The organism is Halomonas sp. DP5Y7-2, from assembly GCF_019802025.1.
Lineage (GTDB): Bacteria > Pseudomonadota > Gammaproteobacteria > Pseudomonadales > Halomonadaceae > Halomonas > Halomonas litopenaei_A.
In genome coordinates, this window is record NZ_JAHVHY010000005.1 from 235,975 (window position 1) to 261,980 (window position 26,006).

Consider the following 26,006-nt stretch of genomic DNA (forward strand, 5'->3'; position numbering starts at 1 on the left):
AATCGGGGCACCCTGAGGTGCCCCGATACGTTTCACTACCTTATCCACTGCCTTGACGCCAGTCTTAGCGTTCGCGCAGCACCTTGAGCATCCGCTTGAGCGGCTCGGCGGCCCCCCACAGCAGCTGGTCCCCTACGCTGAAGGCGCTGAGATACTCGCCGCCCATATTCAGCTTGCGCAGACGTCCCACCGGGATGTTCAACGTGCCGGTTGCCGCGGTCGGCGTCAGCCCGTCGATGGTGGCGTCCTTATCATTGGGAATGACGCTGACCCACTCGTTGTGGGCAGCAATGCGCTCTTCGATCTCATCCAGCGGCACATCCTGGCGCAGCTTGATGGTGAACGCCTGGCTGTGGGAGCGCATGGCACCGATACGGACGCACAGACCATCGATCGGCACCGGCGTGTCCTGGCGACCGAGAATCTTGTTGGTCTCGACGAAGCCCTTCCACTCCTCGCGGCTCTGACCGTTGTCGAGCTTGGAGTCGATCCACGGCAACAGGCTACCGGCCAGCGGTGCACCAAAGTTGTCCGTCGGAATCTCGCCGGAGCGCATGGCCGCAGTGACCTTGCGATCGATATCCAGAATCGCGCTGGCGGGATCGGCCAGCTCGCTGGCCACGCTGTCACGCAATCCGCCCATCTGGTTGAGCAGTTCGCGCATGTGCTTGGCACCGGAGCCTGACGCCGCCTGATAGGTCATGGACGTCATCCATTCGATCATATCGGCTTCGAACAGACCGCCAAGGCCCATCAGCATCAAGCTGACGGTGCAGTTACCGCCGACAAAGGTCTTCGCGCCAGCATCAAGCTGAGCGTCAATCACCTTGCGGTTGACCGGATCAAGCACGATGGTGGCATCGTCGCTCATGCGCAGGGTGCTGGCAGCGTCAATCCAGTAGCCCTTCCAGCCACCGCCACGCAGGTCCTCATAGACCTTCTTGGTGTAGTCACCGCCCTGACAGGTGATGATCACGTCCAGCGCCTTCAACGCCTCGATATCGAAGGCGTCTTTCAGCGGAGGCACGTCCACACCTACGTCGGGGCCGGCCTGACCAACCTGGGAGGTGGTGAAGAACACCGGCTCGATGCCGTTGAAATCCCCATCTTCCACCATCCGCTGCATGAGCACGGAACCCACCATGCCACGCCAACCGACGAAACCGACTTTCAACATGTGAAGTCCTCTAGAAATCGAGTGAGACAATCATTATACAGAAACCGGCAGCACCTTTCAGATGCTGCCGGTAGGCTTTCCGCTTCACCTTCGCGAGACGCCGATGGCCCCTCGCTCAGCGTTGTGTTCCGCTCTCGCTCAGTCCAGTGCGGCAAGCACCGCGTCACCCATCTCGGCGGTGCTGACCTGGCGGGTGCCCGGATAGGCGATATCCGCCGTGCGAAGCCCCTGATCCAGCACCTTGCCCACCGCCGCCTCGATGCGCTCAGCCATGGCTGGCTCATTAAGAGAGTAGCGCAACATCATCGCCACCGACAGAATCGTGGCCAGCGGGTTGGCGATGCCCTTGCCGGCGATATCCGGGGCACTACCGTGACAAGGCTCATACATGCCCTGACCGGATTCATTGAGAGACGCTGAAGGCAGCATGCCGATGGATCCCGTCAGCATGGCGGCGGCGTCCGACAGAATATCGCCGAACATGTTGCCGGTTACCACCACATCAAACTGCTTGGGCGCACGCACCAGCTGCATGGCCGCGTTGTCCACGTACATGTGGGACAGCTCGACATCGGGATACTCTGGTGCCAGACGTTCCATGACCTCACGCCACAGAATGGTGACTTCCAGCACGTTGGCCTTGTCCACGCTGCACAGTTTCTTGCCGCGCTTCTGCGCCATCTCGAACGCGACACGCCCGATGCGCTCGATCTCGCTTTCGCTGTACACATAGGTATTGAAACCGACCCGCTCACCGCCACGTTCTTCGACACCACGGGGCTGACCGAAGTAGATCCCGCCCGTCAGTTCACGCACGATCATGATGTCGAGCCCAGACACAACGTCAGGCTTGAGCGTTGAGGCTTCTGCCAGCTGCGGATACAGGATCGCGGGGCGCAGGTTGCCGAACAGGCCCAGCTCCTTGCGCAGGCCCAAGAGCCCCTTCTCCGGGCGCTTGCTGAGGTCCTCGATGGTATCCCACTGAGGGCCTCCCACCGCCCCCAGCAGAATGGCGTCGGCCTGTCGCGCCTTGGACAGCGTCTCGTCAGGCAGCGGCACCCCATGCACATCATAGGCACCACCACCCACCAGCCCCTGCTCGACCTCGACGTCCAGCCCTTTCGCCTTCAGGGCGTCCAGCACGCGAGTGGCCTGGGCGGTAATTTCCGGTCCGATGCCATCACCGGGAAGGACAAGAATCTTGCGGGTCATAACCATGTATTCCTGAGACAGTGCAAACAGTCACCCGGCCTGCTCCAGGCCGGGCGGTAAATCGCCTAGGCCTTGGCGGGCTCGCGGAACAGCCACGGACGAGCGGCCCGATGGCGAGACTCAAAGGCCGCGATGGCGTCTTCATCCTGGAGGGTGATGCCAATGTCATCCAGCCCTTCAAGCAGACAGTGCTTACGGAACGCATCTACCTCGAACTCGAGAATCTCGCCACTGGGTGTCGTCACCCGCTGGTGCTCAAGATCCACATCGAGGCAGTACCCCTCGTTGGCGTGCACTTCAGCAAACAGACGATCCACCTGATCTTCACCCAACGTGATCAACAGGATGCCGTTCTTGAAGGCATTGTTGTAGAAGATATCGGCAAAGCTCGGCGCGATGACAACGCGGAAGCCGAAGTCCTCCAGCGCCCAGGGCGCATGCTCGCGCGAACTCCCGCAACCAAAGTTACGGCGCGCAAGCAACACCTTGGCCCCCTGGTAGCGCGGCTGATTGAGCACGAAGTCCGGATTCAAGGGACGCTGACTGACGTCCTGACCCGGCTGCCCTTCGTCCAGGTAGCGCAGTTCGTCAAACAGGTTGACGCCAAAGCCGGTGCGCTTGATCGACTTGAGAAACTGCTTGGGAATAATCAGGTCGGTGTCGACATTGGCGCGATCCATTGGCGCCACCAGACCTTCGAGGCGTTCGAACTTTTGCATGGCTCAGGCCTCCTGGCGAGCGGTAGTGGAATCAAAGCTGCGCACGTCGACAAAGTGTCCGGCGATCGCAGCGGCGGCGGCCATGGCCGGGCTCACCAGGTGGGTGCGACCGCCATACCCTTGGCGACCTTCGAAGTTACGGTTGGAGGTGGAGGCACAATGCTCTCCCGCACCCAGCTTGTCGGCATTCATCGCCAGGCACATGGAACAGCCGGGCTCGCGCCATTCAAATCCCGCCTCGATAAATACCTTGTCGAGACCTTCCTGTTCGGCCTGACGTTTCACCAGACCGGAGCCGGGCACGACCATGGCCAGCTGAACGCTGTCCGCTACCTTGCGGCCACGGGCCACCTTGGCCGCTTCGCGCAAGTCCTCGATGCGAGAGTTGGTGCAGGAGCCGATGAACACCTTGTCGAGCCGGATATCGGTAATCTTCTGACGCGGTGAAAGGCCCATGTATTCCAGCGCACGGGTAATGCCGGTGCGTGCGGTGTCGTCTGCCGCCTGAGCGGGATCCGGCACCTCGCCACTGACTCCGGTCACCATTTCCGGGCTGGTACCCCAGCTGACCTGAGGCTCGATGCTCTCGGCGGCGATGGTCACCACCTTGTCGAAGGCGGCATCGGCGTCAGACACCAGCTGGCGCCAGTCAGCCACCGCTGCCTCCCACTGCTCGGCGGTAGGTGCGAAGGGACGTCCGGCGAGATAGTCGATGGTGGTATCGTCGACGGCAATCAGCCCAACCCGTGCTCCTGCCTCGATGGCCATGTTGCAGACCGTCATGCGCCCTTCCATGGTCAGGCTCTGGATCGCACTACCCGCAAACTCGATCGCATACCCGTTACCGCCAGCGGTGCCGATCTCGCCGATGATGGCAAGCACCACGTCCTTGGCGGTGACGCCCTGACCCAAGGTGCCCTCGACACGCACCTGCATGTTCTTCATCTTCTGCGCCAGCAGACACTGGGTCGCCAGCACGTGCTCGACCTCAGAGGTGCCGATCCCGTGGGCGAGAGCGGCGAAGGCGCCATGGGTGGCAGTGTGAGAGTCACCACACACCACGGTCATGCCGGGCAGGGTTGCACCCTGCTCAGGGCCGACCACATGCACGATGCCTTGACGCGGATCATTGATGCGGAATTCCTCGATGCCAAACGCATCGCAGTTGTCATCCAGCGTCTGGACCTGGATCAACGACACTGGATCCTTGATCCCGGTATTGCCCTCGGCCCGTTCTTTTACGGTCGTTGGCACGTTGTGATCGGGGGTTGCCAGGTTGGCATCCAGGCGCCAGGGCTGGCGACCGGCGATCCTGAGCCCCTCGAACGCCTGGGGCGAGGTCACCTCGTGGAGCAGCTGCCGATCAATGTAGATCAGCGCCGTGCCGTCGTCGCGCTCTTTCACCAAGTGCTGCTGCCACAACTTGTCGTAAAGCGTCTGGCCTGCCATGCGGAATCTCCTGCCTCAAGTCCTGCCTCGAGCGTTTGCGTCAAGGTCTGTCTAAGCGTTGCGGAGGCTTGCCACGGACCGCCATGTCGGCTGGCTCGGCATCCGTGTGTCATGCCTCTCTGCGTGCTGCCACGGTGTAAGGGTATCGCTGATCTTTTTAGTGCCACTGCCCAGTGGCTTGTGCTGTGACCGGGTCGTGTCATCGCCACCAGGTGCCCTGCCGGGTCATTCTGCCGGGCTAGCCGGGCACGTCGCGCTGGCGATAGGACGAGTCTCGCGCCACTCGCCAATAAAATCAATTCATGTTATTTATTCAAACGATTCCTGTATGGAATACATCTTTTTCTGGAGCCCGTCATGGATACGCAAAGTCTGCAGGCGTTCCTGGCGGTGGCGGACAGCGGCAGCTTCTCTCGCGCCGCGGAACAGCTGCATCTGACGCAGCCGGCTGTCAGCAAGCGCATCGCCACCCTGGAAACCCTGACCCGTGCGCGCCTGTTCGACCGTATCGGCAGGCGCGTCAGCCTGACCGAAGCGGGACGCCTGCTATTGCCCAGGGCGCGCCAGATCCTGGTCATGGTAGACGACAGTCGCCGGGCGCTTGGCAATCTTACCGGCGATGTCTCGGGCGCCCTGATTCTAGCGACCAGCCATCACATTGGCCTTCACCGCTTGCCGCCTATTCTGGAGGACTACGTCAGGCGTTTTCCCAAGGTGAGGCTGGACCTGCGCTTTCTGGACTCGGAGCAGGCCTATCAGGGCGTGCTGGACGGCGACATCGAGGTCGCACTGGTCACGCTGTCTGCCGCGCCAGACAGCCAGCTGCATGCTCGCCAACTGTGGACGGACGAGCTGAGCTTTGTCGCGTCTCCTGAACATCCGCTGTCTCGAGAGCACCCGCTGGACCTGGCGTCCCTGGCACGCCACGACGCACTTCTGCCGGGCCCGCTGACCTTCACCCGACAGCTGATCCTCGAGCGGCTGGCCGCCCATGGCCTGGTGCCTGCCGTAGGACAGTCGACCAACTATCTGGAAACGCTGAAAATGATGGCTACCGCTGGGCTAGGCTGGACCCTCTTGCCGGACTCCATGGTCAGGCGCGAGATTGTCGATGGACGGCTCGTTAGACTGATGCCAGACGCCCAGCCTATCCATCGTCCCCTCGGCTACCTGACCCACCGGGACCGGACGCTCTCCAATGCGGCCCGCTCATTGCTGGAGCTGTTCGACACGCATGCAGAAACGCCTGCTGCCGCTGCCGATTGACACCTGGTCGTCGTAAGGTGCCTCGCTTCATGACAGCGCACCTTGCCAACAGACCTAACTCGCCAGCAGACCGAACTCGTCACTCGACCCACTTCGTCACTCGACCCAACAGGACCACCAACGCCAAAGGGACTCAGGCATGCACAGCTCATCCGCCGCGAACACGCCTCCGCTGCCCCCCTTGCGCCATCGCCTGGCGGCGCTACTGCTGCTTACCGGCTTGGCCATGCAGGTTGCGAGCATGCTGGCGCCATGGCTGCCGAGCGTGAGCGTCAGCCTCCCGTTCTGGCTCGCCAGCGCCCTGCTATGGCCGGATATCCCTCGGCGAAACCAGTGGCAGGCGGGTGTTCTGGCGCTACTCGGCGTCCTCTTTCTGGCCGTGGCAATGACGCTGTTCGATGCGCGCCCAGCGCTGATGACGTTGCTGGACGGTAACGCCTTCGTGGTGGCCATGTTGACCGGCGTCAGCTTCATCGCGCTGATCGGACGCCCGCCAACGCGCGAGCCCACAAGTCAGCCCGTCACGGGTCGCAGGGGGTTGATCGGGACCTGGCTAGGGGTCCATCTGCTCGGTGGCATCCTCAATCTGTCCACCGTCTTCATGGTCGGTGATCGCCTTGAGCGGCGCGGCCCTTTGTCGGAGCCTCAACTGCTTGGGCTCAACCGTGGATTGTCCAGTGCAGCGCTGTGGTCACCCTTCTTCGCCGCCATGGGTGTCGTGCTGTCCCTGGCGCCGTCACTCCAGTACACCACCCTGCTCAGCGTTGGCCTTCCGCTGGCCTTCGCTGGAGGGCTCTACAGCGTGATTGAACTGTCACGTCGCTTCGACGTGTCGACGGTGCCAGGCTTCTCACTATCCCCTGCTAGCCTGTTGATGCCGGCCGTCATCGCCGCCCTGGTCATGTTGTTCCACTTCGTCGTGACACCGTCACTGACGATCGTCAGCATCATCACCTTTCTTATGCCCCTACTGGCTATCGTGACGAATCTTGCACGGGGTCTGAGCGTGGCCCGCGAACGCATGGTCCGGCACTTCCACTACCGACTGCCGGGCATGCGCGGGGAGATCACCCTGTTTCTGTGTGCCGGTCTGTTGACCAAGGGGCTGTCGGTGCTGGTGGATGCGGCAACGGCGGGCAACTGGACGCTATTCCCGGAGTTTGGCGCGCTCGCCGCGGCCTCAAGCTACCTGGCCATCGTCATCAGCGCGATCGCTGGCCTGCACCCGATCATTGGCGTGTCGGTACTGGCCTCCATGCTGGAACTGGACGGCCCCCACCAGACCCTATTTGGCTTTGTCGCGCTTGCCTCCTGGGCCGTGGGCACCAGCGTCGGCCCACTGTCGGGCATCAACCTCTCGCTGCAGGGACGCTACGGGGTCAGCGGTTACCGCATGATGCGACAGAACTTGCGTTACGCGCTGGTCATGTCACTGCTGGTGCTGGCCGCCATCGCCTGGCTCGGCCACGCCGTGGCGGCCTGAGCCCGCTCCAGGTCTCAAGGGCGCGCATTCACTCAGCGAAGGGGCCGACGCCCCTTCGCCCAAGCATTGTCACCCGACACCCGTACGCCTCAGGCAGCGCGCACGAAATAGCGATGCCCGCATTGGTGGCATGGTTCAATGCGCGTGACGCCGTGCAGCTCGACCGCAGCATCGCAGTGCACGCAGGACATCCGTCCCGGAGCGGCAAGTTCGCCCGCCGTATAGTCGGCACGGGACGCCTCCAGGTCGTCTTCAAGCCTCTCGCGCTCGATGACGCTGCGGTCGGCAATGGACAACAGCGAGTCCACCACCTTTCTCGACAGAATGGTCAGGTCAATCCCCAACCAGCTGGCGACCCCCTCTCCCCCGGCGGCCAGGTAGCGGCGCATGTCTCTCAGGTCACGCTCGACCCAGGCTCGCAGCAGCGCCAGCTCATCCTTGGTGTATTCCTCAAGCTCTGCCTCGAACTCGACCGCGTCGTCCAGGTCCTTCTGCAGGTTGTCCCAGGTCAGGTCCTCGGCGCCTTCCTTGAGGCGCGCAAGCATCCGCTCATAGCCGTCCCTCAGACGATGCTCTCCTGGATTGGAATGCTGTTCACTCATGACCGTATCCTCCTTGAGATGAACGTTGCTGCCCGGGCTTACCAGGCGCAACACAAGCGGCCCACCATAGCCGGACCCCAGGCAGCTGGGGTATCCTTGCGTGCATCATTGCCGCGCCGGTGGTCGCCGCGCTAACTGTTGATTCTGCACAACCCTGCCACCGGACGATACCCACACCCTGCGCGCCGCCTTGGGCGCGCCTTGATTGCAAGGTACTCGAAGACCGCGATGGACGCCCAGTACAAGCCCCACGAAATCGAACGCGACGCTCAGACATTCTGGAACGACAATCAGTGCTTCAAGGCACTAGAGGACGCGAACCGGGAAAAGTTCTACTGCCTGTCGATGTTCCCCTACCCCAGCGGCAAGCTGCACATGGGGCATGTACGCAACTACACCATCGGCGACGTGGTAACACGCTTCCAGCGCATGCAAGGCAAGAATGTTATGCAGCCGATGGGCTGGGACGCCTTTGGCATGCCTGCCGAAAATGCCGCGATCAAGAACCAGGTCCCCCCCGCCAAATGGACCTACGAGAACATCGACTATATGCGGGCACAGCTCAAGGCGCTGGGCTTCGCCTACGACTGGGACCGCGAGTTCGCCACCTGCGACAGCGACTACTATCGCTGGGAGCAGTGGTTCTTCACCAAGCTGGTCGAGAAGGGCCTGGTCTACAAGAAGATGTCCACCGTCAACTGGGATCCGGTCGATCAGACGGTCCTGGCCAACGAACAGGTCATCGATGGCTGCGGTTGGCGCTCCGGCGCGCCGGTCGAGCGCAAGGAAATCCCGCTGTGGTTCCTCAAGATCACCGACTACGCAGATGAATTGCTGGCAGACCTCGACAAGGTCGAGTGGCCTGAGCAGGTCAAGACCATGCAGCGCAACTGGATCGGCAAGTCCCGCGGCGTGGAGCTGGCCTTCGATGTGGCTGGCGACGACCCGCTGCGCGTCTACACCACCCGTCCTGACACGCTGATGGGGGTGACCTACGTGGCCGTGGCCGCCGGTCACCCGCTGGCCATCAAGGCAGCCAGCGACAAGCCCGAACTGGCCGCCTTTATCGAAGAGTGTGCCCAAGGGGGAACGTCCGAGGCCGAGCTTGCCACCATGGAAAAGCGTGGCATGGCCACAGGCTACGAGGCGATTCATCCGCTGACCGGCGATCGCGTGCCGGTATACGTGGCCAACTTTGTGCTGATGGAGTACGGCACCGGCGCCGTCATGGCCGTGCCTGGCCACGACCAGCGCGACTGGGAGTTCGCGACCAAGTACCAGCTGCCGATCCGCGCGGTGATTGCCGACGCTGACGGCAACGCCCCCGACCTGTCCGCAGGCGCCTGGGTCGAGCACGGCCCCCTGATCAACTCTGGTGAGTTCGACGGCCTCGACTTCCAGGCCGCCTTCGATGCCATCGCCGCTCGCCTCGAGCAGGAGGGTCGTGGCAACGTCAAGACCAACTACCGCCTGCGCGACTGGGGCGTCGCTCGTCAGCGCTACTGGGGCGCCCCGATTCCGGTCAAGTACGGTCCTGAAGGCCAGACCGTGCCGCTCACCGATGACGAACTGCCGGTCGCCTTGCCGCTGGAAGTCACCGTGGACGCGTCAGGCTCGCCGCTCAAGAAGATGCCCGCCTTCAGCGATCTGGGCGACGGCTGGACCCGGGAAACCGACACCTTCGACACCTTCATGGAGTCGTCCTGGTACTACGCCCGCTTCTGCTGTGCCGACAACACCGAGGCCATGCTGGATGAACGGGCCAATTACTGGCTGCCTGTCGATCTCTACATCGGCGGCATCGAACACGCCATCCTGCACCTGCTGTACGCGCGCTTCTTCCATAAGCTGATGCGCGACTTTGGCCTGGTCGATTCTGACGAGCCATTCCAGCGCCTGCTGACCCAGGGCATGGTCATCGCAGAAACCTTCTATCGGCCCCAGTCCAACGGTGGCAAGGAATGGTTCAACCCGGCCGACGTCGAGGTCAAGCGTGACGACAAGGGCCGTCCGCTTAGCGCCACCCTGATCAGCGACGGGCAGCCGGTAGAGATGGGCGGCATCGAAAAGATGTCCAAATCGAAGAACAATGGTGTCGATCCCCAGGCCATGATCGATCGCTTCGGGGCCGACACGGTGCGCCTGTTCATGATGTTCGCCGCACCACCGGAGCAGTCGCTGGAGTGGTCCGACTCTGGCGTTGAGGGCGCACACCGCTTCCTCAAGCGCCTGTGGCGCCAGGTCTCCGAACACCTGGACGCCGGTGCGCCAGGCACGCTTGACCAGGCCACTCTTGAGACGCTCGATGACACCCAGCGCGAACTGCGTCGCAAGACCCACGAAACGATCAAGAAGGCCGGTGACGACATTGGTCGTCGCACCACCTTCAACACCGCCATCGCCGCGGTCATGGAGCTGAGCAACGCGCTCGCCAAGTTCAACGACACCTCCCCGGCCGGCCTGGCTGTGGAGCGGGAGGCCATCGAGGCCTGTGTGTTGCTGCTGGCGCCGATCACCCCCCATGCCTGCCACGCCCTGTGGCAGACACTGGGCCACGAAGGCGCCGTCATCGACGCCAGCTGGCCTGAAGTGGACGACAGCGCCCTCACTCGCGACAGTATCGAGCTGGTGGTACAGGTCAACGGAAAGCTGCGAGCGCGCCTGGAAGTGCCCGCAGACGCCGACAAGGCCCAGGTTGAAGCCCTGGCGCTGGCCAACGACAACGTGCAGCGTCACGTGGATGGCAAGACGTTGCGCAAGGTCATCGTCGTGCCTGGCAAGCTGGTGAATATCGTTGCCAATTGAATGCACTGGCTCCGTCCTGCACGGGGCTCAACGCTAAATGCAGACCGCCGGGGCATCCGCCCCGGCTTCTCCGTATCGCGACAAGGAGTTCACATGCAACGACGCGACTTCCTCGGCCTGGCTCTGGCCTCAGGCGCAGGACTTTTGTTGGCCGGTTGCGGTTTTCACCTCAGGGGCGTCGGCGGCGAGGTGCTGGCACTCGACAGCCTGGCGCTGGAAGGTGCCGACACTGACTTTGCCAAGCAGTTGGCCTCGCGCCTTGAAAACCTCGGCACTCGCATCGACGCCGATGCCCCGCTGCGCCTCAACCTGGGTGGGGAAGATATCATCACCCGTCAGGTGGGTGTGCTGGATACCGGCTCACAGGACCAGGAGCTTGTCCTGCGAGTGCCATACTCCATCCAGCGAGCCAGCGACGGCGCCTACGTGGCGGACCGCCAGGCGGTGGAAGTGATCCAGGAATTCTCGATCACCGACGACAACCTGCTGTCCCAGGACGAACTGCGTAACGATGCTCTCGAGGATGCCCGCCGCGAGGCCGTGCGTCAGATGATTGATCGCCTGCGCGCCATCCAGGAAATCTGAGTCGTTCATGAAGGTTTTCGCCGACAAGCTGCCTGACGCCCTGGCAAAATCCATTCCCCCGGTGATCATCGTCGCCGGTGATGAACCTCTGCAACATATGGAAGCCTGTGACCTGGTACGAGCCAAGGCCAAGGACAGCGGCGTCGAGGAACGCGACGTGCTCCACGTGGAAGCCAATTTCGCCTGGGGTCGGCTGATCGAATCTGCTGCCAGCATGTCGCTGTTTGCCTCGCGCAAGCTGATCGAGTTGCGTCTCGGCAGCGCCAAGCCCGGTCAGGAAGGTGGCAAGGCGCTGAAGGAGTACGCGGAGCAGGCCCAGAGCAGTGACAACATACTGCTGGTCAGCTGTGCCAAGCTCGATGCCAGAGAGCAGAAAAGCGCCTGGTTCAAGGCCCTCGACAAGCTGGGTCTGTTTGTACCGGTGTGGCCGGTCGATGCCTCCCGTCTAGGTTTCTGGCTCAGGGACCGCGCCCAGCGACACGGCCTGTCCATGTCAATGGACGCCGCCCGGCTGCTGGGCGAGCGCACCGAAGGGAACTTGCTGGCAGCAGACCAGGAGCTGCAGAAGCTCGCCCTGATCCTGCCCGCCGGCACACAGGTATCGCCACGGGAGGTGGCTGGAGGGGTCGAAAGCAGCGCCCGCTACGACGTATTCACCCTGGTGGATGCCTGTCTCAAGGCAGAACGTGAACGCGTGCTGCGGATCCTGGCTGGCCTGGCGGCCGAGGGCACTGAACCCCCCATCATCCTGTGGGCCCTGACCCGGGAAATTCGCACGCTCCTCTCCCTGCATCAGCACCTCGATCAGGGCCAGAGCTTCGAACACGCCTGCAAGGCGCAGAAGCCCCCCATCTTTGACCGTCGACGACCCGCCTATCAGGAAGCGATTCGACGATTGCCGCTGAAGCGTCTTCACAAGCTGCTGATGTTCGCTCAGCGCCTTGACCTGGCCATCAAGGGCGCCGCGGACCTGCCCCTGGAGCAAGGCATTCAGGACCTTACCCTGACGCTGGCCGGCGGACGTGGCCTGCTGGCCGAAATGCCCTGGGCCTACCGGGTAGCGCAGTAGTCGTTTGCGGGCACCTCGACGCTGCCAGACGACTGCCAGATCGTCTGACCGGTAGGCTGACAGATCTGCTGACCGTTCTGTTGCCAGGGCCGTCAATGCTGACATCAGGCCTGCCCGCTGCATCAGTGCTGGTGGTAGCGACGGTGATGGGTACTGACGTCGCCGCTGGGGCTACAGGCTCAGGCCCAGAAGAGGTAGTGGCCCGCAGCGTGGCACAGAAGGCGTAGACTGAGGCAATTCCCGCTTCCCTCTTGCCCACTGAACAGCGGTCCGCCAGCGTATGAACTCTCCCGCCCCCTCCCTCAAGCGGGCCGTCATCATGCCCCTGACCATCGCCGCCACCCTGGTCCTGGCAATGGCCGCTCTGCTGCTGATCTGGCACCTCGGCGAAAATCGACAGCTGCTGGGGGCCAACCACAATGCCTTGATGGTCGACGTCGCCAGGGCCCAGGAAGAAGCGATCCGGCTACGGGCGTTGCTCAACATTCGTGATAGTGACGACGTCAGCTACTTCGAGGAAATGCAAAAGGTGGTGGTCCTGGTTGGCCATCGGCTGCATCGACTCGGTGACTCCATGTCCATGGTCGCCGCCCCCCAGGATGACGACTTCTCCCGCCACATCTCGAGCTTGAGCGATCAACTCAGCGAGGCCGATGGGCTACAGCAACGTCTGGCCCAGGCGTTGTCTCATCCGCCGGAGCCGCTGACACCAGATACCCTCAAGGCACACACCCTGACGCCGGAAACCCTGATGCTGGCCGAGCGCCTGGAGCTGGCGCTGGAAGATATCTACACCGAGCTGGACAAACGCCTGCACGAGAGTGGCGCCCACCTGATCGAAACCAATCGCGACCTGGCGCTGGCCGTCATTTTACTGGTCTGCATGGTGCTGGCGGTTAGCATGGGACTCCTCATCACCTGCCTGCGGCTGCGACGCTACAGCCACTCGCTGCGCCAGCTGGCCATGACCGACGAACTAACGCAGCTCAGCAATCGCCGCCAGTGGTTGGGTCAGGTGCACCGGCAGCTCGCCATGCGCCAACCACCGGATAGCCCCGTGGCGCTGCTGCTGCTTAACCTCGACCACTTCAAGCAGGTCAACGATACCTTCGGACACCCCACGGGGGACAATGTTCTGGCGGCCTTTGGCATCATGCTCAAACGCCTGGCCCGCCGCGGGGACCTGGCGGCGCGTCTTGGTGGCGAGGAATTTGGCCTGCTGCTCGCCAACAGCAATGCCCACAGCGCCGAGGTAGTGGCTGAACGCATTCGCTGCGAGACCGAACGATTTACCCTGCCCGAACCTGCCCACCGCATGCAGCTGACCGTCAGCATCGGGATTGCGGTGTCTGGCCATCGCGACGACGACTTCGGCACCTTGTATCGACGTGCTGATCAAGCTCTGTACAGCGCCAAACAGGAAGGCAGAAACTGCGTTCGCCTGGGCTAGCGTGCCGCCGCTGTCAGCAACGACGACCGCTTTACCTTGACGGGGGCATGACGGACTCCGCTTTGCCACGCTGAGCACAGACTGGCGTTGCCTGGGCGTGGAATTCATCCCTCCTAGCCACATGAAAAAACTGGTGCATCTTGGTTATACTCCCCCTGTCGCGCGATATCGACGCACAGGAGGTTCGTCGCTATCGGTCGCCATCACAGAACGCTCAACAAGACACCCAGCCCTACAAGGAAGCCGCTATGACCCTTACACTTCGCCGACTGCTGTGTACTGCCCTGATGATCTGCCTGACCCTTGGCACCGCCAGCGCCAGTGCCGCCACTGCCGTCTCAATGGCCTCCACCAGCGACGTGCTGGCAAGCCAGCAGACACAAGATGCCCGCGAGCGCATCCACAGCGTGCTGGCCCGTGACGATGTCCGCCAGCAGCTGGAGCTGCAGGGTGTCGATCCTGCCGATGTCGAACAGCGTGTCGCCGCCCTATCCGATCAGGAAGCCCAGCAAATGGCTGACCAGCTTGACCAGATGCCTGCCGGCGCCAGCGTTATCGGTGTGCTGTTTGCGGTTTTCGTGATCTTGCTGGTCACTGACATTCTGGGCCTGACAGACGTCTATCCGTTCACGCGGTAAGCCCATGTCTGTCTCGCACGTGATCATGTCGAGCGCCCGCCTGGCGGGCGCTCTTGCGTTGTTGGCTGTGCTCTCAGGCTGTGCCGGTACACCCGACCTGGATACCAGCCGCACGCAATCACTGTCGGCCCAGCGACTGCTGGACGACGTTCCCTTTCACCCCCAGCGTGACTACCAGTGCGGGCCGGCCACCCTGGCCATGTCGCTCAACCATACTGGCGTCGATGTCAGCGTCGACGATCTGATCCCGGATATCTACGTCCCGGCTCGCAAGGGCAGCTACCAGCCGGAAATGCTGGCCGCAACGCGGCGCCATGGGCGCATCCCCTTTGTGCTGGCACCGCGCCTGGAGTCTCTGCTTGAGGAAGTCGACGCCGGGCGTCCCGTAGTGGTGCTCCAGAACCTGTCACTACCCGCCTTTCCTCTGTGGCACTTCGCCATCGTCAATGGCTACGATCTAAATCAGCAGGTGCTGGGACTACGCACGGGCGTAACGCGCCAGGACAGTACCGAGTTTGGGCGTTTTGACGCCACCTGGCAGCGTTCCGATCGCTGGGCCTTCGTTGCCCTGCCGCCAGGCCAGCTGCCGGTTTCCCTCTCGGCCAGCGAGGCGATCCAGGCCACCTCCGATTTTGAACGGGTGCAGGGCGCTGGCAATGCGTTACCGGCCTGGGAGGCCGTCGTGGAGCGTTTTCCGGACGCGGCCATGGCGCGCTTTGGCCAAGCGAACGCCTATCACGCGCAAGGCCGGTTGGAAGATGCCATCGATGCCTGGAGGGCTGCGACGCAATACGATCCTGAGCTCGCCCCCGCCTGGCTCAACCTGGGTCTCACCCTGGCCTCTCAAGATGAGCCTCAGGAGGCGGTACAGGCGCTGCAGCGGGCGGCAGCATTGCCTGGACCCTGGCAGACCAGCGCACAGGAGGCACTGATCGAGCTGGAGGGCACACCATGATGCGCTACGACATCGTCATCAAGCGCGTCTACCAGGCCCCGGCGGAAAACGATGGCGCGCGGGTATTGGTCGACCGGCTCTGGCCTCGAGGATGTCGACGGGAGTCACTGGCGCTGACCGACTGGTATCGAGAGGCCTCCCCCAGCCAGGCTCTGCGCCGCCAGTATCATCAAGGCGAGATCAGCCGTGCGGTGTTCGAGATCCGCTATCGCGGCGAGCTGCGGGACCACCCGCATAAACTGCTGCCGCTGATGCGACTGGCACGCCGCGGGCGCCTGACGCTGCTGACGGCCACCCGTGAACTCGACGCTTCCTATCTGGCGCAGCTGCGCGAGCGCCTGCTGGAAGCCCTGCAGCAGGAAGACAGGGAAGACCTCGAGCCAGCGTCGCCGCCATGCATGGCCCACTTGCTTGGCGACAACGACTAGCCGGCACCCGCTCAGCCCATGCGGGGCGAATCCCGCCTGCAGGCGCATCCCGTAGACCCAAAAAAAGGTGCCTGTTGGCACCTTTTCTGGTCATGGCCGCTGGCGTCAGAAGACTCGGTTCAAACCATTCTGAGCCGCCACCCGGTAGGCCTCGGCCATCGTCGGGTAGTTGAACGTGGTGCTGACGAAGTACTTCAGCGTGTTCGCCTCGCCTTCCTGCTGCATGATGGCCTGGCCAATGTGCACGATCTCCGACGCCTGGTCACCAAAGCAATGAATGCCGTAGATCTCGAGCGTGTCCTGATCGAACAGGATCTTCAACATCCCCACCGTATCTCCGGTGATCTGCGCACGAGCGGTATCCTTGAAAAAGGCGTGTCCCACCTCGTAGGGCACCTTGGCTTCTGTCAGCTCTCGCTCGGAACGGCCAAAGGAGCTGATTTCAGGGATGGTGTAGATACCGGTAGGCACCTCGGTCACATAGCGGAAATCCCGATCCAGCAGCTCGTCGCAGGCATTCAGCCCCTGGTCGTAAGCCGCGCTGGCCAGACTCGGCCAGCCCACCACGTCGCCCGCTGCATAGATGTGCGGCAGCGCCGTGCGATAGTGTTCATCGACCTGCAACTGTCCACGACCATTCGCGGTGAGGCCGATGTTCTCAAGCCCCAGCTGGTCGGTATTCCCGGTGCGTCCGTTGGCCCACAGGAAGGCGTCCGCGCGCAACCGCTTGCCTGACTTCAGGTGAACGGTGACCCCATGCTCGTCACCCTCGACGCGCTCGTACTCTTCGTTATGACGAATCAACACACCATGCTTGCGCAGGTGGTAGGACAGCGCATCACTGATTTCGTCATCCAGAAACGACAGCAGGCTACCGCGGTTATTGATCAGGTCCACCTTGAGCCCAAGGCCGGAAAAGATCGACGCGTACTCACAGCCGATAACACCAGCGCCAAAGATAATCAGCGTGCGCGGCGTATGCTGAAGGCTGAGTATGGTGTCCGAGCAGTAGATCCGCGGGTGTCGAAAATCGATATCCGCCGGGCGGTAAGGACGTGACCCAGTGGCGATGATCACCTTGTCGGCGATCAGTTCTTCTTGGTTGTCTCCCTGCCCGCGCACCGTCAAGGTATGCTCGTCCTTGAAGCGGGCAATGCCGTGATACAGATCGATGCGGTTACGCGCGTAGAAGTTGGTACGCATCGCCACCTGCTGATCGATCGTCACCCGGGAACGTTCGCGGACCTTGGGAAAGGAAAACCAGCGGGGTTCACCGATGTCGCGAAACATCGTATTGGTGTTGAACGACATGATCTGGCGAACCTGATGACGCAGCGCCTTGGACGGGATGGTGCCCCAATGGGTGCAGTTACCGCCCACGCGCGCCTGCTTCTCGATCACTGCCACTCGCTTACCGTGCTTCGCGGCGTTGATCGCGGCGCTTTCGCCGGCGGGGCCTGTACCGATCACCACTACGTCGTAGTTGTGCACTGCCATCGTGTCATCCTTATCCTGGAAAAGTCCCTCGACCGTACAAGGGACAGCATCATCATGCAGACGGCGCCCACAGGGCGCCGTCACGGTCAGGCAAACCAAAGCATGCGTCACGCATACCGGTAGGCGCAGGCTGCTCGCTGCAACGCCTTATCGACGGGTGGCGTCGTAGCCCAGATCAAGCCCGCGGTTCTCATCGGAGCGGCGACGTGCGCTGGCGGCGCGCTTCTTCGACTCCTCTTCACACACGTCGTCCTTACCGCCACAAATCTCGCAGCCATCCTTGAGGCCAAGCTGGTTAAGCCCGCCGCAGGAGCCGGCGATCGGCTTGCGTCCAAGGATGACGCCGATGGCCATGGCGCCGATAATCAGCAACATGGCGCCAAATACGATCAGGTAGGTGGTCATACGAGTGTCCTCTTGATGGAACGACAGGCCTGCCGAAGTGAGTAGCACACAGCTGCGTGAACCTTGCACCGCATCGGTCTGGGATCAGCCGTCGCATGCTCGGCACACGGGCCCTGCCCCAGCAACACGACCGACCGCCCTGACGCCGTCGAGTCGCACGCCCTGTCGACCAAAGGATTATGCCAGATTTATCCTCTGGGCAGAAACCGTCACGGCGACTACTGCCCTTTGCTTTCTTTCAAGGCACTTTCACGGCGCCTCCAAGACACTTTCCCAGCGTCAGCGGGACCGATAAACGAAAACCTCGCCACGAGGGCGAGGTTTTCGACATGCCATGGCAGGCAAGGCATCAGCCGCCAAAGTCATCCAGCATGATGTTCTCGGGCTCGACACCCAAGTCCAGCAGCATCTTGATGACAGAAGCGTTCATCATGGGCGGCCCACACATGTAGTACTCGCAATCCTCAGGCGCCGGATGGTCCTTGAGGTACATGTCGTAGAGCACGTTATGGATGAAGCCGGTCGGCCCCTCCCAGTTGTCCTCGGGCTGGGGATCTGACAATGCCAGATGCCAGTCGAAGTTGTCGTGCTCTTCAGCCAGCTTGTCGTATTCTTCGTTGTAGAACGTTTCACGCCAGGAGCGTGCACCGTACCAGAACGTCATCTTGCGCTTGGTATCAAGACGCTTGAGCTGGTCGAAGATGTGGCTGCGCATCGGTGCCATGCCGGCACCACCGCCGATGAAGACCATCTCGGCGTCAGTGTCCTTGGCGAAGAACTCACCGAACGGCCCCATCACCGTCACCTTGTCACCAGGCTTGAGACTGAACACGTAAGTGGACATCAGGCCGGGCGGGTGACTGGAATTGGGCGGCGGCGTGGCGATCCGGATATTGAACTTGAGAATGCCCTTCTCTTCCGGATAGTTGGCCATTGAGTAGGCGCGAATGACCTCCTCAGTGTTCTTGTGGGAGACGTTGAACAGGCCAAACTTCTCCCAGTCACCACGGTACTCTTCCTCGATATCGAAGTCGGAGAACTTGATATCGTAGGCAGGAGCCACCAGCTGCACATAGCCGCCAGCGCGGAAGGCAACTTCCTCGCCCTCAGGCAGCTTGAGGTTCAGCTCCTTGATGAAGGTGGCGACGTTGGGGTTCTCGATGACCTCGCATTCCCACTTCTTGACGCCGAAGACCTCTTCAGGGACCTGGATCTTCATGTCCTGCTTGACCGGCACCTGGCAGGACAGACGCCAGCCCACCTTCTTCTCACGCAGGGTGAAGTGACTTTCTTCCGTGGGCAGGATGGAACCGCCCCCTTCTTCGACGCGGCACTTGCACTGGGCACAGGAGCCACCGCCGCCGCAGGCGGAAGAAAGGAAGATGCCGTTGGCTGCCAAGGTGTTGAGCAGCTTGCCGCCGGCCTGGGTGGTCAGGGTGTTCTCGGGATCGTCGTTGATCTCGATGGTCACATCGCCCGAGCTCACGAGCTTGGAGCGGGCCGCCAGAATCACCGCCGTCAGACTGATGACGATGACGGTGAACATGACGACGCCGAGCACGATGACTGTTGTATCAACCATGTCGGTTTCCTATTGCTAGCGTTCGGAACCGAGAAGAGTGCTGTGGCACCCTTCCCGTCTCACTCAGAGCTGGATGCCGGAGAAGGACATGAAGCCCAGGGACATCAGACCCACGGTAATGAAGGTGATGCCCAGCCCCTGCAACGAGGCAGGCACGTCACTGTACTTCAGCTTCTCACGAATTCCAGCCAGCGCAGTAATGGCCAGTGCCCAGCCAACACCAGCGCCCAGGCCATAGACCACGGACTCGCCGAAGTTGTAGCTACGCTCGACCATGAACAGGGTGCCACCGAGGATGGCGCAGTTCACGGTGATCAGCGGCAGGAAGACGCCAAGCGCGTTGTAGAGCGAGGGCACGAACTTGTCCAGGAACATCTCGAGGATCTGCACCAGAGCGGCGATAACGCCAATGTAGGACAGCAGACCCAGGAAGGTTAGATCGATGTTCTCGGCACCGGCGATACCGGTCCAGGACAGGGCTCCCTCCGCCAGCAGGTACTTCAGGATCAGATTGTTGACCGGAACAGTGATGGTCAGAACCGCGACCACCGCGATGCCCAGGCCAATGGCAGAGGACACCTTCTTCGATACCGCCATGAAGGTACACATGCCCAGGAAGAACGCCAGGGCCATGTTCTCGACGAAGACCGAGGCAACGAAAAGGCTCAGATAGTGTTCCATCTTACACGGCCTCCTTCGGCTGGGTGTTTTCCTTCATCACGAACTCGTTGTCCTCGACCTGCTCCGGGTTGAGGCTACGCAGCACCCAGATGATCAGACCAATGATGAAGAAGGCAGACGGCGGCAGCAGCAACAGGCCGTTCGGTACGTACCAGCCACCGTTCTGCACGGTCTCGAGGATGGTCACGCCAAACAGGCTGCCGGAACCGAACAGCTCACGGAAGAAGCCGACCGTCATCAGGATGAAGCCGTAACCAAGACCGTTACCCACGCCATCCAGGAACGACAGCGCAGGCGTGTTGGTCATGGCAAAGCCTTCAGCGCGACCCATCACGATGCAGTTGGTGATGATCAGGCCAACAAAGACCGACAGCTGCTTGGACATCTCATAGGCAAACGCCTTGAGGATCTGGTCCACCACGATGACCAGCGACGCAATGATGGTCATCTGCACGATGATACGGATAGAGGACGGAATATGATTCCGAATCAGCGAGACGAACATGCTGGAGAATGCCGTCACGAAGATAACCGCCAGACTCATGACCAGAGATACGCTGAGACTGGAGGTCACCGCCAGCGCCGAGCAGATGCCAAGGATCTGCAGGGCGATGGGGTTGTTCTTGAAGATCGGCGTCAGGATGACGCCCTTGGTTGTCGGTGCGGACATCGTCAGACTCCTTCGCTGTCGTCAGAGGGGCTGGCGCTGGCAGTCGCCTGGCTGTCACCACCTTCGCGGAAGTGCTCCAGGTAGGGGCCAAAGCCTTCTTCGCCCAGCCAGAATTGCACCAGATGCGTCACCCCACGGCTGGTCAGGGAAGCACCGGACAGTGCGTCGACCTCAGTGGAATCGCTGGCGCCCCCCTTCACCAGCTCGATGGCCGGATCCATGGAGTCGCTGGAGGCGTAGATTTCCTTGCCTTCCCACTGCGCTTTCCAGCGCGGGTTGTCGACCTCACCACCCAGTCCGGGTGTCTCGGAGTGGGAATAGAAGGTGATGCCACCGATGGTATTGCCATCGCCCTGCACGGACAGGTAACCACGCATCAGGCCCCACAGGCCCTGACCGCGGATCGGCAGCACGATCTGCTCGGGGTTCTCCTCGTCACCGACCAGGTAGACGGTAGAGTACTTTTCCTGACGACCGATGCCTGCGACGTCACGCTCGCCGGACAGGGTGCGCGACTGTGCAGGATCCTTGGCCGCCTGGAAGCCATCGTAGGTCTCGGGGTCGACCGCGTCGGTATACTCACCGGTTTCCAGGTCGACGACCTTGGCGGTCACGGCCTGGGAGAACTCCTTACCGACGTCCATCCCGGGCTCGTAAAGGTCCGCCACGGCCAGGATGTTGGACTTGCGGTCCAGCTCCTGGTTGCGTTCCTGACGCGCCTTGAGCCCCACTGCCGCCGTCGACACGATGATCGAACAAACGATACACAGGGAGAAGGCGACCGTAAGGATCTTCTTGATGGAATTGTTGCCTTGTGCCATCAGGTGGTCTCCTCAGCCACAACCGCCGTGCGCTTGACGCGACGCTTGATGTTGGCCTGAACAAAGAAGTGATCGATCAGCGGGGCAAACAGGTTGGCAAACAGAATCGCCAGCATGATGCCTTCCGGGAAGGCCGGGTTGACCACGCGAATCAGGACCGTCATCACACCGATCAGGGCACCGAACAGGAAGCGACCCGGGTTGGTCATGGACGCAGACACAGGGTCAGTGGCCATGAACACCATGCCGAAGGCAAAGCCGCCCACCACCAGATGCCAGTACCAGGGCATCGCAAACATGGCATTGGTGTCGGAGCCGATCAGGTTGAGAATCGAGCTCATCGCCACCATACCCAGGAACACCCCGAGCACGATGCGCCAGGAGGCAATTCGCATGCCCAGCAACACAACGGCACCGATCAGGATCGCCAGGGTCGAGGTCTCACCCACCGAACCAGGGATGAAGCCGAGGAAGGCGTCCCACCAGCTGTACTGATCCTGCAGGGCTGCCATGCCGCTCTGATAGGCCGTGGACAGTGCAGTGGCACCGGTATAGCCGTCTGCCGCGACCCAAACCGAGTCACCAGAGATCTGGGCCGGATAGGCGAAGTAGAGGAAGGCACGACCTGTCAGCGCCGGGTTGAGGAAGTTCTTGCCGGTACCGCCGAAGATTTCCTTGCCGATCACCACACCGAAGGTGATGCCCAGTGCGACCTGCCACAGGGGAATGGTGGCCGGAAGAATCAGGGCGTAGAGCACGGAGGTGACGAAGAAGCCTTCGTTGACCTCATGGCCGCGCTTGATCGCGAACAGCACTTCCCAGAAGCCACCGATGGCAAACGTCACCAGGTAGATGGGCAGGAAGTAGGTCGCACCAAGCACGAAGTTCGACCACAGGCTGCCTGCGTCATGACCACCGGCCAGGGTCAGCAGGATCATTTCACGCCAGCCACCCATGGAGTCGTAGCCCGCGGCGATCGCTTCGTTGGCCTGCCAGCCGGCGTTCCACATGCCGAAGAACATGGCCGGGAAGGTGCAGAACCACACGGTGATCATGATGCGCTTGAGGTCAATACCGTCGCGCACGTGAGCCGTGGTCTTGGTCACGCTGGGGGGAGAATAGAAAATCGTGTCTACCGCCTCGTAGAGCGGATAGAACTTCTCGTATTTGCCGCCCTTGTGGAAGTGCGGCTCGAGATTGTCGAGTGTCTGTCGAATACCCATCATCAGGCCTCTTTCTCGATCATGGTGAGGTTGTCACGCAGGATGGGACCGTATTCGTACTTGCCCGGGCACACATAGGTGCACAGCGCCAGGTCTTCTTCATCCAGCTCCAGACACCCCAGCTGCATGGCAGTCTCGATGTCACCGACGATCAGCGAACGCAGCAGCTGCGTGGGCATGATGTCCAGCGGCATGATCTTCTCGTAAGCACCTACCGGTACCATCGCGCGCTCGGAGCCGTTGGTAGAGGTAGTAGGTGCATAGTTGCTCAGCCCCTTGAGGCTGGAGAGGTAGATCCCGAGCACCGAGTGACGGTTGCCACCTGGGGACAGCCAGCCCATGAAGGCACGCTTGTTACCCTCTTCCAGCAGGCTCAGCTGGGTGTGGAAACGGCCCACGTAGCGCAGGCTGCCCTCGGCAGTGAAGCCAGAGAACACACCACCGCTGATCACCCGGGTGTCGTCCGGAGACTTCACTTCATGATCGAGCAGCTCATCGGTGCTGGCGCCCAGGCGCGTGCGAACCAGACGCGGACGCTCTGCACGCGGACCTGCGACGGCCACCACACGACTCATGTCCAGCTTGCCTTCTGCAAACAGCTTGCCGAACGCAATCACGTCCTGATAGCCGATGTGCCAGACGCGACGCTGCAGCGACACCGGGGACAGGAAATGGATATGGGTACCGACCAGGCCAGCCGGGTGGGGACCAGCAAAGCTCTCGTGCTTGACGCCCTTGACCTTGGTGCCAGGAATCTGCGCGTCCGTTGCGGTGCACAGGAACACCTGGCCCTTGGTCAGGCGCGACAGTACCGTCAGGCCATCTTCGAAGGCTTGCGCCTGCTCGTTGATGACCACGGCCGGATCGGCAGCCAGCGGCTGGGTATCCACCGCGGTGACAAAGATATCGGTTGGCTCAGCATCCAGCGCCGGAGTCCGCGAGAACGGGCGAGTTCGCAACGCGGTCCACAGGCCGGATTCCACCAATTGGTCGACCACCGTCTGACGTTCCAACGACGCCAGCGCATCACGCCCATGGGCCGTGAAGGTTTCGGCTTCTTCGCTCTCGTCGACCTTGATCACCACCGACAGCAGCTTGCGTTTCTCACCGCGGTTGATCGCCACCACTTCACCGGCCGCCGGGGAAGTGAAGCGTACACCGTCGATCTTCTTGTCGGTAAACAGGAGTTGGCCCAGCTTGACCTTGTCCCCCTCCTTGACCTCCATAGTCGGCTTCATGCCGATATAGTCGGTGCCCAGGAGCGCCACGTGGCGCACCGGTCGCGCATCCTCGATACGCTGCTCCGGTGCTCCCGTGATGGGGAGATCCAGGCCTTTCTTGACTTCGATCATAGACTCGCCCAGTTGATGGATCGTAGATAATGGACGGAGGTTCGGTGGAAATGAGAGGAATTCTTGTTATTGACCACGCATCACCAGTCACGCCGAGGCGACATCGAACCACCCCGAAAAATCCCCAGCATTATAAAGACAAGCCAGTGAATTGACCACATGATCGAACGTAGCAGAAATGACTGTTTCGGCAGATCAGAGCCCCGACAGAAAGAAAAAACCCCTTGCCAAACAAGGTTGGCAAGGGGGTATTGAGATACCTCAAAACGGGCCGTTCCGCCCGCGCGACGCGGCTTAGGCGTGGCTGCGCGGCAGCTTGCAGAAGGACACGTTGGAAATCTGCTGCAGGATACGAATGACCTGGCAGCTATAGCCAAACTCGTTGTCGTACCACACATAGACCACCGCATGACGGCCCTGGGCGATGGTGGCCTTGGCATCGACGATGCCCGCATGGCGATTGCCGACGAAGTCTGTGGACACGACTTCTGGAGAGTCGACGTAATCGATCTGCTTCTGGAAAGCAGAATCGATGGACATGCGACGCAAGTAGTCGTTGAGCGACGCGGCATCGGTCTCGCGCTTGAGCGACAGGTTGAGAATCGCCATCGACACATTCGGCGTCGGCACCCGGATGGCGTTGCCGGTCAGCTTGCCACCCAACTCGGGCAGCGCCTTGGCCACTGCCTTGGCGGCACCGGTCTCGGTCAGCACCATGTTCAACGGAGCACTGCGCCCGCGACGGTCACCCTTGTGATAGTTATCAATCAGGTTCTGGTCGTTGGTGTAGGAGTGAACGGTCTCCACGTGACCATGCTCGATGCCGTACTCGTCGTTCATCACCTTCAGCACCGGCACGATGGCATTGGTGGTGCAGGAAGCAGCCGAGATGATGCGATCATCGGCGGTGATATCGGAGTGGTTGATGCCGTAGACGATGTTCTTGAGGTCACCCTTGCCCGGTGCGGTCAGCAGCGCCTTGGACACCCCCTTGCACTGCAGGTGCTGGCCGAGGCCGGCCTCATCGCGCCAGATGCCGGTGTTGTCCACGACGACCGCATTGTTGATACCGTAAGCGGTGTAGTCGACATCACTCGGTGAGTCAGCGTAGATCACCTGGATGACGTTGCCATTGGCGGTCAGGGTGCGAGATTCGGCGCAGACACTGATGGTGCCATCGAACGGACCATGGACGCTGTCGCGGCGCAGCAGGCTGGCACGCTTCTCCAGATCCTTGGCGATATCGCCGCGCCCACGCACCACGATGGCCTTGAGCCGCAGCAGGTTGCCGCCGCCGGCCTTCTCGATCAGCACGCGCGCCAGAATGCGACCAATACGACCGAAGCCGTACAGCACCACGTCCTTGGGTTCGCCGTTACCCGCATCCGGGTCGTGGCTGTCGACGATGTCGGCCAGCTGCTCGCGCATGAAGGCCAGGGCGTCACCACCACCCTGCTTCTTGAACGCCACCCCGAGCTTGCCCACGTCAACGTGCGCCGGCCCAAGGTTGAGCTGGGTCATCGCCTGAACCAGCGGGAAGGTGTCCTGAACCGACAGCTCAGTCCCTTCAATCTTCCGCACGAAGCGATGATCCTTGAGAATTCTGATCACGCTACGGTTGAACAGGGAGCGACCGAACATGGTCGTCACCACGTTGTTGCGACGATACAGGCTGCCAATCAGCGGGATCATCTGCTCGGCCACGGCCTGGTTGTCGTGCCACTCCTGGAAGACGATGTCGGGTTGCTGGCTCACGAGAGACCTCTAAGTCTGTTGGGAAACGCGAGTATTATCTGCGCCCCCATGAGGCGGGGCAATGCCTGTATGGTCGCACTCCATGTAGGCTCGTTACAGAAATCCCAGTTTGACTACACGACCAAGATGGGGCTGGTATGATGCCTGCTCGCCCACTGAACGCCAGCGAAACGACAACGTCT

The 26,006-nt window shown here is 61.6% G+C and carries 23 protein-coding genes; 9 read left to right on the forward strand and 14 right to left on the reverse strand.

Translation table 11 applies throughout. The features are described from left to right. Positions 1-64 precede the first annotated feature (64 nt). The 4 genes from asd to leuC all read right to left on the reverse strand — a co-directional run bounded on the left by asd (position 65) and on the right by leuC (position 4,557). Positions 65-1,177 carry an aspartate-semialdehyde dehydrogenase gene (gene asd / locus KUW18_RS10905; RefSeq protein ID WP_222163425.1) on the reverse strand — a complete coding sequence of 371 codons (1,113 nt, stop codon included), beginning with the start codon at positions 1,175-1,177 and terminating at the stop codon, positions 65-67. 138 nt (positions 1,178-1,315) lie between these two features. Further along, positions 1,316-2,389, reverse strand: coding sequence for a 3-isopropylmalate dehydrogenase (gene leuB, locus KUW18_RS10910; protein ID WP_206943232.1), 1,074 nt, complete (start codon positions 2,387-2,389; stop codon positions 1,316-1,318). 65 nt (positions 2,390-2,454) lie between these two features. Next, the gene (leuD, locus tag KUW18_RS10915; protein ID WP_206943234.1) at positions 2,455-3,108 is read right to left on the reverse strand and encodes a 3-isopropylmalate dehydratase small subunit; all 654 of its coding nucleotides are present in this window, start codon (positions 3,106-3,108) and stop codon (positions 2,455-2,457) included. Positions 3,109-3,111: 3 nt separating this feature from the next. After that, positions 3,112-4,557 carry a 3-isopropylmalate dehydratase large subunit gene (gene leuC, locus KUW18_RS10920; RefSeq protein ID WP_222561411.1) on the reverse strand — a complete coding sequence of 482 codons (1,446 nt, stop codon included), beginning with the start codon at positions 4,555-4,557 and terminating at the stop codon, positions 3,112-3,114. A 357-nt stretch (positions 4,558-4,914) separates the two neighbouring features. Here leuC and KUW18_RS10925 point away from each other — a divergent pair, with 357 nt between their 5' ends. Together KUW18_RS10925 and KUW18_RS10930 are read left to right on the forward strand one after the other, a co-directional pair. Next, positions 4,915-5,823 (forward strand): LysR family transcriptional regulator, encoded by a 909-nt coding sequence (locus tag KUW18_RS10925; protein ID WP_222561412.1) that lies wholly within the window; start codon positions 4,915-4,917, stop codon positions 5,821-5,823. A 139-nt stretch (positions 5,824-5,962) separates the two neighbouring features. Next, on the forward strand, positions 5,963-7,306 hold the full coding sequence (locus tag KUW18_RS10930; protein WP_222561413.1) for a hypothetical protein: 1,344 nt from the start codon (positions 5,963-5,965) through the stop codon (positions 7,304-7,306). An 89-nt stretch (positions 7,307-7,395) separates the two neighbouring features. Here the strand turns inward: KUW18_RS10930 and KUW18_RS10935 are convergent, their stop codons facing one another. After that, the gene (locus KUW18_RS10935; RefSeq protein WP_206943242.1) at positions 7,396-7,908 is read right to left on the reverse strand and encodes a zinc ribbon-containing protein; all 513 of its coding nucleotides are present in this window, start codon (positions 7,906-7,908) and stop codon (positions 7,396-7,398) included. Positions 7,909-8,136: 228 nt separating this feature from the next. Here KUW18_RS10935 and leuS point away from each other — a divergent pair, with 228 nt between their 5' ends. From leuS to KUW18_RS10970, 7 genes are all read left to right on the forward strand, one after another. Further along, positions 8,137-10,713 carry a leucine--tRNA ligase gene (gene leuS / locus KUW18_RS10940; protein ID WP_222561414.1) on the forward strand — a complete coding sequence of 859 codons (2,577 nt, stop codon included), beginning with the start codon at positions 8,137-8,139 and terminating at the stop codon, positions 10,711-10,713. Between the two features lie 93 nt (positions 10,714-10,806). Continuing rightward, positions 10,807-11,298 (forward strand): LPS assembly lipoprotein LptE, encoded by a 492-nt coding sequence (gene lptE / locus KUW18_RS10945; RefSeq protein WP_222163430.1) that lies wholly within the window; start codon positions 10,807-10,809, stop codon positions 11,296-11,298. Positions 11,299-11,305: 7 nt separating this feature from the next. Then, entirely contained in the window at positions 11,306-12,367 is a 1,062-nt protein-coding gene (gene holA / locus KUW18_RS10950) for a DNA polymerase III subunit delta (RefSeq protein WP_206943247.1), read from the forward strand. A 280-nt stretch (positions 12,368-12,647) separates the two neighbouring features. Then, entirely contained in the window at positions 12,648-13,817 is a 1,170-nt protein-coding gene (locus tag KUW18_RS10955) for a GGDEF domain-containing protein (protein ID WP_222561415.1), read from the forward strand. 248 nt (positions 13,818-14,065) lie between these two features. Further along, positions 14,066-14,455, forward strand: a complete 390-nt coding sequence (locus KUW18_RS10960; protein ID WP_222561416.1) for a PA2779 family protein — start codon at positions 14,066-14,068, stop codon at positions 14,453-14,455. Positions 14,456-14,459: 4 nt separating this feature from the next. Further along, positions 14,460-15,410, forward strand: a complete 951-nt coding sequence (locus tag KUW18_RS10965) for a PA2778 family cysteine peptidase (RefSeq protein WP_222561417.1) — start codon at positions 14,460-14,462, stop codon at positions 15,408-15,410. After that, positions 15,407-15,838: a DUF488 domain-containing protein gene (locus KUW18_RS10970; protein WP_315900662.1), complete on the forward strand. Its 432-nt coding sequence runs from the start codon at positions 15,407-15,409 to the stop codon at positions 15,836-15,838. Before KUW18_RS10965 ends, KUW18_RS10970 begins: the two co-directional genes overlap by 4 nt. Before the next feature lie 105 nt (positions 15,839-15,943). On the opposite strand, the gene sthA is transcribed toward KUW18_RS10970, so the two are convergent. The 9 genes from sthA to KUW18_RS11015 form a co-directional block, all read right to left on the reverse strand. Then, the gene (gene sthA / locus KUW18_RS10975; protein ID WP_206943252.1) at positions 15,944-17,335 is read right to left on the reverse strand and encodes a Si-specific NAD(P)(+) transhydrogenase; all 1,392 of its coding nucleotides are present in this window, start codon (positions 17,333-17,335) and stop codon (positions 15,944-15,946) included. A 147-nt stretch (positions 17,336-17,482) separates the two neighbouring features. Continuing rightward, positions 17,483-17,740 carry a (Na+)-NQR maturation NqrM gene (gene nqrM, locus KUW18_RS10980; RefSeq protein ID WP_206943253.1) on the reverse strand — a complete coding sequence of 86 codons (258 nt, stop codon included), beginning with the start codon at positions 17,738-17,740 and terminating at the stop codon, positions 17,483-17,485. Between the two features lie 349 nt (positions 17,741-18,089). Continuing rightward, complete coding sequence (nqrF, locus tag KUW18_RS10985) at positions 18,090-19,322, reverse strand: NADH:ubiquinone reductase (Na(+)-transporting) subunit F (RefSeq protein WP_222163435.1); 1,233 nt, start codon at positions 19,320-19,322, stop codon at positions 18,090-18,092. A gap of 63 nt (positions 19,323-19,385) precedes the next feature. Next, complete coding sequence (gene nqrE, locus KUW18_RS10990) at positions 19,386-20,003, reverse strand: NADH:ubiquinone reductase (Na(+)-transporting) subunit E (protein WP_206943255.1); 618 nt, start codon at positions 20,001-20,003, stop codon at positions 19,386-19,388. 1 nt (position 20,004) lies between these two features. After that, positions 20,005-20,673 carry an NADH:ubiquinone reductase (Na(+)-transporting) subunit D gene (locus tag KUW18_RS10995; RefSeq protein WP_206943256.1) on the reverse strand — a complete coding sequence of 223 codons (669 nt, stop codon included), beginning with the start codon at positions 20,671-20,673 and terminating at the stop codon, positions 20,005-20,007. Between the two features lie 2 nt (positions 20,674-20,675). Next, entirely contained in the window at positions 20,676-21,494 is an 819-nt protein-coding gene (locus tag KUW18_RS11000) for a Na(+)-translocating NADH-quinone reductase subunit C (protein ID WP_206943257.1), read from the reverse strand. Next, positions 21,494-22,720, reverse strand: coding sequence for an NADH:ubiquinone reductase (Na(+)-transporting) subunit B (locus tag KUW18_RS11005; protein WP_206943258.1), 1,227 nt, complete (start codon positions 22,718-22,720; stop codon positions 21,494-21,496). Before KUW18_RS11005 ends, KUW18_RS11000 begins: the two co-directional genes overlap by 1 nt. Next, positions 22,720-24,069 carry a Na(+)-translocating NADH-quinone reductase subunit A gene (locus tag KUW18_RS11010; protein ID WP_222486090.1) on the reverse strand — a complete coding sequence of 450 codons (1,350 nt, stop codon included), beginning with the start codon at positions 24,067-24,069 and terminating at the stop codon, positions 22,720-22,722. The genes KUW18_RS11005 and KUW18_RS11010 overlap by 1 nt, the downstream gene beginning before the upstream one ends. 294 nt (positions 24,070-24,363) lie before the next feature. Next, positions 24,364-25,824: a glyceraldehyde-3-phosphate dehydrogenase gene (locus KUW18_RS11015; RefSeq protein WP_206943261.1), complete on the reverse strand. Its 1,461-nt coding sequence runs from the start codon at positions 25,822-25,824 to the stop codon at positions 24,364-24,366. Positions 25,825-26,006 lie beyond the last annotated feature (182 nt).